Origin of the sequence: Shewanella inventionis (assembly GCF_014641855.1) — a bacterium.
In the GTDB taxonomy this organism is placed as follows: Bacteria; Pseudomonadota; Gammaproteobacteria; order Enterobacterales; family Shewanellaceae; genus Shewanella; species Shewanella inventionis.
Map to the genome: position 1 here is coordinate 1 of NZ_BMII01000067.1, position 10571 is coordinate 10571.

11 protein-coding genes and 1 pseudogene are annotated in these 10571 nt (G+C 40.6%); 3 read left to right on the forward strand and 9 right to left on the reverse strand.

All coding sequences use genetic code 11. The features are described from left to right. Nucleotides 1–117 (forward strand): annotated as a pseudogene (locus IEW93_RS22165) (IS630 family transposase); the annotation flags it as partial. 125 nt (nt 118–242) lie between these two features. Here IEW93_RS22165 and IEW93_RS21040 read toward each other — a convergent pair. Genes IEW93_RS21040 through IEW93_RS21075 form a run of 8 tightly spaced genes read right to left on the reverse strand, consistent with a single transcriptional unit; the run spans nt 243 to nt 8906 of the window. Next, nucleotides 243–605, reverse strand: a complete 363-nt coding sequence (locus tag IEW93_RS21040) for a DUF6488 family protein (protein ID WP_160056812.1) — start codon at nt 603–605, stop codon at nt 243–245. Nucleotides 606–615: 10 nt separating this feature from the next. Further along, nucleotides 616–1140 (reverse strand): hypothetical protein, encoded by a 525-nt coding sequence (locus IEW93_RS21045; RefSeq protein ID WP_182699031.1) that lies wholly within the window; start codon nt 1138–1140, stop codon nt 616–618. Nucleotides 1141–1156: 16 nt separating this feature from the next. After that, the gene (locus tag IEW93_RS21050; RefSeq protein ID WP_188741168.1) at nt 1157–1852 is read right to left on the reverse strand and encodes a HupE/UreJ family protein; all 696 of its coding nucleotides are present in this window, start codon (nt 1850–1852) and stop codon (nt 1157–1159) included. Beyond that, complete coding sequence (locus IEW93_RS21055; protein ID WP_188741169.1) at nt 1842–4985, reverse strand: efflux RND transporter permease subunit; 3144 nt, start codon at nt 4983–4985, stop codon at nt 1842–1844. Before IEW93_RS21055 ends, IEW93_RS21050 begins: the two co-directional genes overlap by 11 nt. A gap of 9 nt (nt 4986–4994) precedes the next feature. Beyond that, entirely contained in the window at nt 4995–6233 is a 1239-nt protein-coding gene (locus tag IEW93_RS21060; protein ID WP_188741170.1) for an efflux RND transporter periplasmic adaptor subunit, read from the reverse strand. Nucleotides 6234–6240: 7 nt separating this feature from the next. Further along, nucleotides 6241–7527: a TolC family protein gene (locus IEW93_RS21065; protein WP_188741171.1), complete on the reverse strand. Its 1287-nt coding sequence runs from the start codon at nt 7525–7527 to the stop codon at nt 6241–6243. 13 nt (nt 7528–7540) lie between these two features. Next, entirely contained in the window at nt 7541–8521 is a 981-nt protein-coding gene (locus tag IEW93_RS21070) for a M56 family metallopeptidase (RefSeq protein ID WP_188741172.1), read from the reverse strand. A gap of 1 nt (nt 8522) precedes the next feature. Then, complete coding sequence (locus IEW93_RS21075; RefSeq protein WP_188741175.1) at nt 8523–8906, reverse strand: BlaI/MecI/CopY family transcriptional regulator; 384 nt, start codon at nt 8904–8906, stop codon at nt 8523–8525. A gap of 31 nt (nt 8907–8937) precedes the next feature. On the opposite strand from IEW93_RS21075, the gene IEW93_RS21080 reads away from it, so the two are divergent. Continuing rightward, on the forward strand, nt 8938–9105 hold the full coding sequence (locus IEW93_RS21080) for a hypothetical protein (protein WP_188741176.1): 168 nt from the start codon (nt 8938–8940) through the stop codon (nt 9103–9105). A 663-nt stretch (nt 9106–9768) separates the two neighbouring features. Here IEW93_RS21080 and IEW93_RS21085 read toward each other — a convergent pair. Then, nucleotides 9769–10311, reverse strand: a complete 543-nt coding sequence (locus tag IEW93_RS21085; RefSeq protein ID WP_188741173.1) for a hypothetical protein — start codon at nt 10309–10311, stop codon at nt 9769–9771. A 102-nt stretch (nt 10312–10413) separates the two neighbouring features. On the opposite strand from IEW93_RS21085, the gene IEW93_RS21090 reads away from it, so the two are divergent. Next, nucleotides 10414–10571 (forward strand): transposase family protein (locus IEW93_RS21090; protein WP_188741174.1); only part of this gene is annotated, 158 nt, incomplete at its 3' end.

Below are 10571 nucleotides of genomic sequence, written 5' to 3' on the forward strand. Positions count from 1 at the left end.
GAATTTAGGGCCGCTCTATCAAAATTTTTTAAAGAAACACTGCCGGAAATGGGTGGCGATTTGACGTCGCGGATCAATGACAATTTTCAGATGTTACAATCCGCATCTTCAAGTTGATTGGGTATAAGTAGATAGTGCCGCCTTTAGACGCCTTGTTCTTATCCTGACTTAGTAAGAACAATGGTTGCGACTACTTCAATTAGAAGTAGTCGTTTGGCAATCACTATTTCATTACTTACCGCTTATTTAAAGCCATTACTCTCTGATATAGCAACAACCTCGCCATCGTCTTCAATTTTAAAAAATATTGTCTTTTTTGTTTGTGAATTAGTAGCACTCACTACATAGCTTCCCCCATGGGTGCTTACAATGTTCACATCGGCAGTGCTTATGCTTTCCCACGATGAAGGCAATTTGCCCACTTCATATCCTAAGTCTTTAAATGTCAATTTCTGTATTGTTGTTATTGTAATACCCTTGACCTTTTCATCGTTCATATGACTATGTCTTGAATGATCCATACTTTTCATTCTATCTACATGTGCAAATGAATCACTACTGACAAGAGCGCTACAGATCACTAAAATTAAAATTAAATATCTCATTTACTTGTCCTTATGATTTTAAACCAATCACTTTATATTGACCTTTAACCAGTAATTTAATGGTTACAGGGGTGGTAGACTTATTTTTCCAATACCAGCCATGAGATCCTGCAAAGGGGGCGGTAAAACTCCCTTTCATCTCATCAGACGTGGCAATAACATAACTCTCGTAATATCCAGTTGTATCTCCTTCTGGTTCGCCGTGTAGATCGAAGAACAATGCGTCTCCATCAGTTAGCCATTCATAGGTCATTTTCTCGTATTGCTGCATTTCAAACTTATATTCGACGCCTCTGCCTGCAGGCACAACAACTTCGATGCTTTGAAACTCAGTTGTACCTTCTACTTTTGCGCTTTCTGGTGTTGCCGGTTCAGCCGTTTGAGCCAATGCGGTGACACCTATTTTTTGACCAATACCTGTAGGATCGATATTGTATTCTGCAGGCAAAATAAGGGTGACTAACACAACAGCCGCTAAAACCGTTGCTGCTAAAGAAGCTTTAATTAGCGTGTTACTACTTACTGTATGTTGCATATATTTCTCTTTGTTATTAATTAATAAAGTAACCAGTCAATTGATAACCCATCAACATGACGCCAGCACTCATAAGTAGAGTATTTGTTAGTGTTGAAAACTGCTGAAATGATGGCCATTTACGCCAGACATTGATCACAATTAATATCACCACTAAAGCCGCAAACTGACCGAGTTCTACACCAATGTTAAATGCGACTAAATTGGTAAAGAGGCCTTCATTAGGTAAGTTAAACTCTTGTAATTTGGTCGCTAGCCCTAGGCCATGAAAAAGCCCAAAAATGAGAACAGCCCACTGCGTATTGGGTTGCCAATTGAAGCAACGTTTAAACCCACCTAAATTATCAAAACCCTTATACACCACAGACAAACCTATAATGGCATCAATAAGGTAAGCATTGACTTGGATATCGCTTAACACACCTAACAGCAACGTTGTGCTGTGACCAATGGTAAACATAGTCACATATATGAAAACATCTCGGCTTTTATATAAAAAGAAAATAACGCCAACTAAAAAGAGTAAATGGTCGTAACCAGTAATCATGTGTTTCGCGCCAATGTAAAGAAATGGCACAAACTGTACGCCGCTATTTTGCTCTAAAAAAGCTCTAGTATTGTCATCCACACCATGAGCGAGTACCTCAATGCTGATGATGGAGCAGCATATGAGGAGTGCAAACAAGCAATAGCTTGATAATTTACTTGGCATTAATTGACTCCAACGTTTCTGTTCTAATCAAAATCGTATCCTTATCTTTATGTAAAATTCGGTAAAGTGCGGGTATAACAAATAAAGTCAGTAGTGTTGAGGAAATAATCCCACCGATAACGACCATAGCTAAAGGACGTTGTACTTCAGAGCCCATACCACTATTAAACGCCATCGGGATAAAACCCAACGATGCAACAAACGCAGTGGTCATTACAGGTCGAAGTCGAGTTAACGCACCATCAAAGATAGCTTGGTGTAAATTCATGCCCTCTTTTCGTAATTCTCGGATAAACGAGACCATGACTAATCCATTCAAAATGGCAATACCTGACAACGCAATAAAGCCAACTGCTGCTGATATTGAGAATGGAATACCACTTAACATTAATGCAGCAACCCCGCCCGTTAATGCTAAAGGCACGCCAGTAAAAATGATTAATGCATCTTTGATTGAATTCAACGCTAACACTAATAAACCAATAATCATAAATAAGGTAAGGGGGACGACTATGCTTAAGCGCTGTGATGCTGACTGAAGCTTTTGATAAGTACCGCCATATTCAATCCAATAGCCTGCCGGAATATCTACATTGGCGGTAACAGCTTGTTGAATATCACTCACAAAGCCACCCAAATCCCGGCCTCTCACATTGGCTGTTACAACGACTCTACGCTTACCATTTTCGCGATTGATTTGGTTTGCACCATTAATCAGTTCCAATGAAGCAAGTTCTTGTAATGGTGCAGACTTGCCATTGCCAAGATGGATGGGTAAATATGCCAGTGCGTCGACATCGTTACGCAGTACTTCATCTAATCGAACGACAATATCTGAACGCCTATCACCTTGATAAAACTTGCCCGCAACGGTTCCACCAAGTGCAGTCGCTATTTGAGATTGCAATTGGGCTTTACTGATCCCATATTGCATAATTTTGTCAGCGTTAGGAATTATGGATAAAAGCGGTAACCCCGTAGTTTGTTCAACTTGCACATCGGCTATACCTTCAACCTGGCTAATGGCTGACTCTATTTCATTACCTAATGTGGTAAGAGTGTCAAAATCATCACCGAACACTTTGATGGCTAATTCAGCTCTCACTCCCGCCAGTAATTCATTAAAGCGCATTTGAATAGGTTGTAAAAATTCATAACGATTGCCAGGGATTGGCTCTACCAATGCCGCTAAATCCTCCACAACCTGCTCTTTAGTTTTATTGGGATTAGGCCATTGATCACGAGGTTTAAGAATAATAAAATTATCTGCCACACTTGGCGGCACAGCATCAGTTGCCACATCGGCAGTGCCTATTTTTGCAAAGACTCTTTCAACCTCTGGCATTTGCTGAATTTTTTCTTCTAACACTTCTTGCAATGCTATCGCCTGGCTTAATGATGTGCCTGGTATGCGTAGAGCATGCATGGCAATATCACCTTCATCAAGATTAGGCACAAACTCACTGCCTAAGCGGGTTGCTTGGTGGCCAAAAACGACCACTAATAACATCGCCAAACACACCACAATCCAACGACCTTTAAGCACCATATTTAACGCTGGACGATATAAATAAGCCGCACCGCGAATAATGGGGCTGTGCTTTTCTTTGATTGGTTTTCTAAATAATAATGCAATCATTGCTGGCACAAAGGTTACCGACAGTAACATGGCGCCTAATAGGGCAATAACAACGGTAATGGCCATAGGGTGGAACATTTTTCCCTCTACACCTTCAAGGGCGAAAATGGGTAAATACACAGCCGTTATAATGAACACACCGAATAACGCTGGACGGATCACCTCACGGGTTGCCTCAAACACTAGCTCTAAACGGGCTTTTAAAGGTAAAGGATGTTGCCCAGCTTGACTCAGACGACGCAGGCAGTTTTCAACAATGATAATTGCCCCATCCACTAACAAGCCAAAATCAAGCGCGCCTAAACTCATTAAATTGGCACTAACACCAACTTGAACCATACCTGTGACCGTCATTAACATCGCAAACGGGATCACTAATGCGGTCAAAAAGGCTGCTCTAAAATTGCCGAGTAAAATAAACAACACAACTACAACTAAAATAGCCCCTTCAGTTAGGTTTGTTTGTACTGTACTGAGTGTCTGATCAACTAACTTAGTACGATCGTATACCGCGGTAGCCACAATCCCTTGGGGTAAGCTTGCGTTAATTTGCTTAAGTTTCTCTCCTACTGCGTGAGCCACTGTGCGACTATTCTCGCCGATAAGCATAAATACCGTGCTCATTACCACTTCACGGCCATTTTGGGTAGCAGCACCAGTGCGAAGCCCTTTGCCGTCGCCAATATCTGCCACATCTTTTATGCGAACAGGTGAACCATCGATACTTTTTAGTACAATGTTGCCAATATCTTGTAAGTCTTCGGCTTGCCCAGGAATACGCATAAGCCATTGTGCGCCATTTTGTTCTATGAACCCTGCGCCTTGGTTTTGATTATTCTGTGAAATTGCGTCAACTACATCGGCCTGAGTTACACCAAACGCGAGCAGTTTTTGGGGTTTAAATGCCACCAAGATTTCACGTTCAAACCCGCCAATAGGATTGACCTCAACAACGCCTGGCACGCGCATTAATTGTGGGCGAATCGTCCAATCGTGCACAGTACGTAAATCTGTTGGGGTAATCTCAGAACCATCGGCATGGGTAGCATCAGGTAATGCATCCACGGTGAACATGAAAATTTCACCGAGACCTGTGGCTATCGGTCCGAGTTCAGGCTCAAGCCCTAGCGGCAGTTCAGACCGCGCGGCAGATAACCTTTCGCTCACTAATTGACGAGCAAAATACACATCGGTGTTGTCATCAAAAATAGCGACAACTTGTGATAAGCCATATCTTGACACTGAACGAGTGTAAGTTAGCCCGGGTAATCCAGCCAAAGCGCTTTCTAATGGAAATGTCACCCTTTGTTCAATTTCTAAAGGAGTATAACCAAGGGCCTCTGTATTAATCATGACTTGCACATTGGTGATGTCCGGGACCGCATCAATAGGCAACTTAGTAAAGTTCCAGCTACCCACAATAGCCGTGATTATCACGAGTACTAAAATGAGTACATTGCGCTTTATGGAAAAGCGTAAAATAGATTCCAACATAAACAGCCCCTAGTGATCGTGCGAAGCGCCAGACTTTTCAATGTCAGCTTTAATGATGTAACTATTATCAGTTACATAGGTTGTTCCTAATGCAATACCGCCAAGCACTTCAACCCACTCACCATCTTCTCTCCCTAGCTCAAGCATTCTAACTTCGTATTGGTCCCCTACTTTCGCATAAACGACAGTAAAGTCTCTGAAGCCTTGCAGACCGATTTTTTTTACTGCCAGAGGTACATCAATCGTCGCCACCTCAATATCGGCATTAACAAATGCACCATCAGCAAGGGCATCATGAGTGTTAGGTATTGATACCCAAACAAGTTTCGCCTGATCATCTCGTACTTTTTGTTCTATAAAATCAACCTTCCCAATAAGTGGAGTGTCATAACCTTCAACCTTTACGGTTACCGGAGTACCAACAACGACATTTTTATAATCGGCGGGATATACTGCTAGCTTGGCTACATATTGCGACGTATTGGTTAGGGTCAATAAGGTTTTTGACGCTGTTTGTTCACCACTATTGGCATACTGTTCAGTCACAATACCGTCGGCAGGAGATGTGATTTGATAAGGCTTAAGGCTTTCGTTACTTTCAACTGTCATCAGTGTCTGCCCTTGCTTTACAAGGTCGCCTTGTTTAACAAGTAACTTAGTGATCACCCCGTCAAATCTGGCGGATATATTATGTGTTGCACTTGCAGGTAACGATATACGTCCATATGCAGGAATAGTTTGATGCAATGTTCTAGCACCGACAACGTCAGTACCTATTTCCATTGCTTCAGCCACTGCTGGCTCTATACGAGTACGTCCTTCGAAGTTATCGTATTGCCAGCGATAATTTTTACCCTGATAGTTAGCATTAATGGTAACCACAAAAGAATGAGGCTCATAAATCTCTAAATCGCCACGTAAAAAGTCACCTTCGACACGAAAGTTAATATCATCCACCACATCGCCAAGACGAGTGAGTTTAATATTGAGATCAACTTGGTTAGGCGAGACAGGCTTGCCGGCATCGGTCATCCACACTCTAAACTCTGGCGGTACTCCTGTTTCAAAAATGGCAAGTTCCAAAGCAACATTGTCTTCACGCAACATACGACCTCGGTGTGGGCCTTTTTCTGGCTCAGCTTCTTGAACTTCAGGAGCAGATGCTGCTAATACCGAAAATGAAGTAGACACACTAAAGCAAAGCAGTATTGCTGCAGTCAGTGATGTAAAAATATTATTATTTTTCATATAGGTCTCACAATGATATGGATGCGCCGGTCAGGCGTTGAATTTCTATATGTTGCAAATGCAAACTCTCGTATGTATTTAACAACTCCGATTGAGCACTCAGTAATTCACGGCGAACATCACTCCATTGACTGTAGCTGAGTTGTCCAAGCTGATAGGCTTTAACCGCCTCTTTTAATGTCGCCTCGAGTGTTGGAATAATCGATTTTTCAAACGTATCGATAACATGCTTTGCGTGAGCGATTTCTTGCAGTTGCACATATAACTGTGAATCAAGCTTTTGCATTAGCGCAACTTGCTCAACAGCAAGCATTTCTTGCTCAGCTTTTAAGGTGGCTATCTTGCCTGCATTACGGTCGTTTGCCCCCAAAGGCACAGACACACTCGCAACAATGCCAAAATCATCTGTTGCCTCATAGCGACGTAAACCCGTTGTAAACTGCCATTGAGATTTAGCTTCAATTCGAGCAAGCTCCAGTTGTGATTGTGCTATACGTGCTGCGGTTGCAAATTGAGTGATATGCGGGCTTTTTTTAAGCTGCTTGAGTGCCTTATCCAAACTGGATAACGCAGGTAATGCAAATAAATTGCCATTTACTTTAAATTTTATACCAGGCTTTCCCCATAGCGACGCTAACTGATATTGACTCGCTTTTAAATCATGCTCGGTATCTTCAACTGCTAACTGCATTCTCGACATTTCAACTTCTGCCATGCGCATTTCAATCGTCGAACTTCTGCCGGCATTAACCCGCTCAGAAATCGCATTAAATACTTCTTTTGCCTGAAGCAATGCCATTTGATTAAGTTTCAAACGCTCTTGCTTCACCAGAATTTGCGTAAATTGCTGCGCCGTATTAGCCGCTAAATCCATACTGACAATTTGCCTATCAACATCCAGCTGCTCCATCGCTGTTTTTGCATTGCCAACACGGCTATTAATTTGCTCTTGTTGTAACAGCCAGGAATAGGTCAGTGTGGTTTGCATGTTACTTAGCCCGTTATGCTCACCTGTGCCTAAACCATCTTCAAAAGTCAGTCCAATTTGTGCTGGTTCAGCAATACCTGCTTGCTCTATTGATCCTTTTTGCATATTTGTCTTATGCAAAAATACCGCGATTTCCGGGTGGTGGCTTAACGTCATGCGAATAGCATCTTCTAAATAAAGTGGAGAATTTAGTTCAGTGTTGTCTTTTGCAATGACAGAAAATGCCAGGGTCGAGATAAACAAACCACACAAAAACCGATTGGCAATCGGTTTTTTGCCTGTAGTTTTTTCAACAATATTATTCATTCATAACCCTTATTTAATGGATGAAATAGGTTTCGATTAGATGGTGGAGGCTATCAACAGTTGATAATGTAAAAAATGCAGTAACAAGGAAGCATAACCCTGTAAATAACAGTTTTGCTGTTGATACCTGCTCTCTTGGAGAGAGAAGGTTTTCTACCCGTAAGGTAATTTGATCTTTACTAAAATGGCTGACCTGAACTTCTTCACAGCTGAAAGGTAACAGACGTTGTTTTTTGGCTACTGTAACTAACGTTTGTGCCACATCAAGGTTATCGTGATAGAGCGTGACAGCATAATCTGCTTGTTGTTCTGTTAATAATGTAAAATCTTGTTGTAAAGACCGACGAATAGGCTTCGGGTAAAGTAGACAGAAAAAAGCGAAAAGACTCTTAAATAATGGATCTCTTGCTCTAACATGTGCTAACTCATGTTGGATAATAATATCAATAGCAGATTGTTCAAGTTGTTGAAGTAATCCTGATGTAAGGTAAACCTTTGGCTTGAATAAACCGATGGTAAAAGCCGCAGGTATGCTTAATGAGATTGAAAAAACACTATCTTCATATTGACCCGCAATAGGCTTAACATCTGAAAGTTTAAAAAGATTGTGTATTGCGGTGGAATGACGACGAACTTGAATAAAGGAAATGTTAATTAACACCGCCAATACGACAGCTGCAATGATCAAAGTTAATCCATGCCAGCTTGTTAATATAAAGAGATCGATATGATGCCAATGTGCAACCTTTTCCATCCAAAGAATTAAGTATCCATTTCCTTGGCGAGGAAATAATATTCCTACGCAAAATAGCGCAATCCACCAAGGAGAAGTAACTATCAACCACAAAATTCGTTTTCGAGCGATAAAATCAAATGCATCTAAGCTGCTTCTAATCAACGGGACAATAGCAGATATTAATAGTGTAACGATAACAAAAGCCGTTATTGCAACACTAATCAAATTTAATAAAATCGCCACGTTACCTTCGAGCATCTTATGCTTGCCTACTACGTAATTTTCGTTGTGCTTCTATAAGTTTTTCCAATTCATCAAATTGAGCGTCGTCAAGATTAGCTGAAGATGAAGCAAAAGCTGCAATCAGGCTATGTTCGCCATCTTCAATAAAGTCGGCTGTAACATCTGTTATTAATGTTGCGATAAGTGATTCTCTATCAACTTTGGCGGTATAAAAATGTGCATGCCCTTGCTTAGTTCTACTTAACAAATCCTTTTTAAACAGTCGATCTAACGTAGTTTGGATCGTATTTAACGAATTTCCGCGAGCAGCCCCAACCCCAGCATGCACACGCTTTGCATCTGCTTCTTTCTCAGACCATAGGAATTGAAGCACTAACTTTTCTAAGTCACCTAATTGCATCAAATTATTCTCTTAACTATTTATCAATAGTATGACAAACCAAAAACCTATCGGCAATAGGTTTTTTGATTTTTATGAAAACAGAGAAATTATGACCTGGATAATTACAAAATATCTCATTACAGCTGCAATCATTGTTGCGGCTTCAGAAATAGCAAAACGCAGCGATAAATTTGGCGCACTAGTAGTTGCTCTGTAGTGGCTAAGTAATACTGGCCACCGCTTTAGATTCAATCTTGCAAATCAAGTGAAATTAGAAAATCTATGGCAAACCGAAATGTATTGGGGCAATAATGTCATAGAGCAATTAACGGTGCCACCCACACAAAAAATGCTCAAGCATTAGAGTTTTGAGAGAAAGTTAGTATTGATGAAATATAAAAGAGCTTTTGATCTAACGAATAAAGGGCAAAAGCGCGTGAACCCGAAGCTAACACAAATTGGCACTTTTAAGCTTGTGAACCAGACTAGGTAAGACTGATTCACTGCACGATTTAAGGCTAAATGATCAGAACGCTTGTTAGCATGACGTAGTTAGTCTCGTGAGATCAATGATTCCTAAAATCATCAGTTTTAAAGTAACCGTCTATCCAGCTGCTCATGGTCTGGCGACTGAGCTCAATACCGTATTGCTTGAACATCGCTTCCTCACGTTAGTTTTCGTATGGAAAACTCAAATAAATGAAGCTTGAATGATTTTTAACTCTAAATAATAAATGGACGTGTCAGTGATTTTACTCCATTAGTCACTATTGAATTACTTATAGTATGGCAAGCTATATATTGTAAGGGAGGTACTATTGATCAAGCTAAAGTCTTTTAGCTATGATAAAAGTTGGTCAAAGTGACTAGAAAACGGTAGCTATAAACCGAACCAATCAATAATATGGCTCCATATTACAAGACTAATCAAAGCACCAAAGGCAATGATAAACAGCCATTTAATCACTAGTGTTTCATTGTAAGTGAAGCTTTTGTTATAGCGGTCATGATTGCCCTGTTTCATCTTGTAATCTCTGAACGCTGTTATTACTTTGCCTAATACATGAACGATTAGCCATGAGTGAGAGGTTTGTTCGGTTGATTTATTAAAGAAATCATCTAATCTATTTTGTTCGGGGAGTTCACTAATGGGGGTCACTTCAATTGAACTCATATCAATTTTGTGAGTAGTTTGAAGTGAATCAAGTTTGGTTAAGTGCTCGTACAAGGATTGCTTATCAATCAAGGCTTCAGTTGTAAGCTCAAAAATATCAGAACTGTGTCTAGAACCTAATTTTTCACCGTATACAAAAGTAGCTTTTGGTTCATTATTCTGAGAGTAGCTAACGATAAACTTAGCATTTGATGGAATGGTGTACTCATAGTTGTTGGGAAAACTTTCAGTGATTCTATATGGCTGCAAGGCAGAAATTGTAGCAGGGCGGGATCATACTTTGTTAACAGTAGGGAACTTTTTCGTATCGGCATGATCTGATCAGGCATGTTAATCTACTGAACCTAATCCATGTCCTTATTTGAACACTTGAAACTTATCAAAGACCCTCGCTCTCACATCAACCTAGACCATGATTTAGTTGATATTATTTTTCTTGTTTTAGCCGCTATCGCTTCAGGTTGTGATGGCTGGCAAGCTATTGAAGAATTTGGCAACGAGAACCTATC

Bases quoted from the DNA above. Each gene is read 5' to 3' on its own strand.
- IEW93_RS21070 (WP_188741172.1), bottom strand. From the start codon at position 8,521: ATGCTCGAAGGTAACGTGGCGATTTTATTAAATTTGATTAGTGTTGCA.
- IEW93_RS21040 (WP_160056812.1), bottom strand. From the start codon at position 605: ATGAGATATTTAATTTTAATTTTAGTGATCTGTAGCGCTCTTGTCAGT.
- IEW93_RS21055 (WP_188741169.1), bottom strand. From the start codon at position 4,985: ATGTTGGAATCTATTTTACGCTTTTCCATAAAGCGCAATGTACTCATT.
- IEW93_RS21045 (WP_182699031.1), bottom strand. From the start codon at position 1,140: ATGCAACATACAGTAAGTAGTAACACGCTAATTAAAGCTTCTTTAGCA.
- IEW93_RS21075 (WP_188741175.1), bottom strand. From the start codon at position 8,906: ATGCAATTAGGTGACTTAGAAAAGTTAGTGCTTCAATTCCTATGGTCT.
- IEW93_RS21065 (WP_188741171.1), bottom strand. From the start codon at position 7,527: ATGAATAATATTGTTGAAAAAACTACAGGCAAAAAACCGATTGCCAAT.
- IEW93_RS21050 (WP_188741168.1), bottom strand. From the start codon at position 1,852: ATGCCAAGTAAATTATCAAGCTATTGCTTGTTTGCACTCCTCATATGC.
- IEW93_RS21080 (WP_188741176.1), top strand. From the start codon at position 8,938: ATGACAAACCAAAAACCTATCGGCAATAGGTTTTTTGATTTTTATGAA.
- IEW93_RS21060 (WP_188741170.1), bottom strand. From the start codon at position 6,233: ATGAAAAATAATAATATTTTTACATCACTGACTGCAGCAATACTGCTT.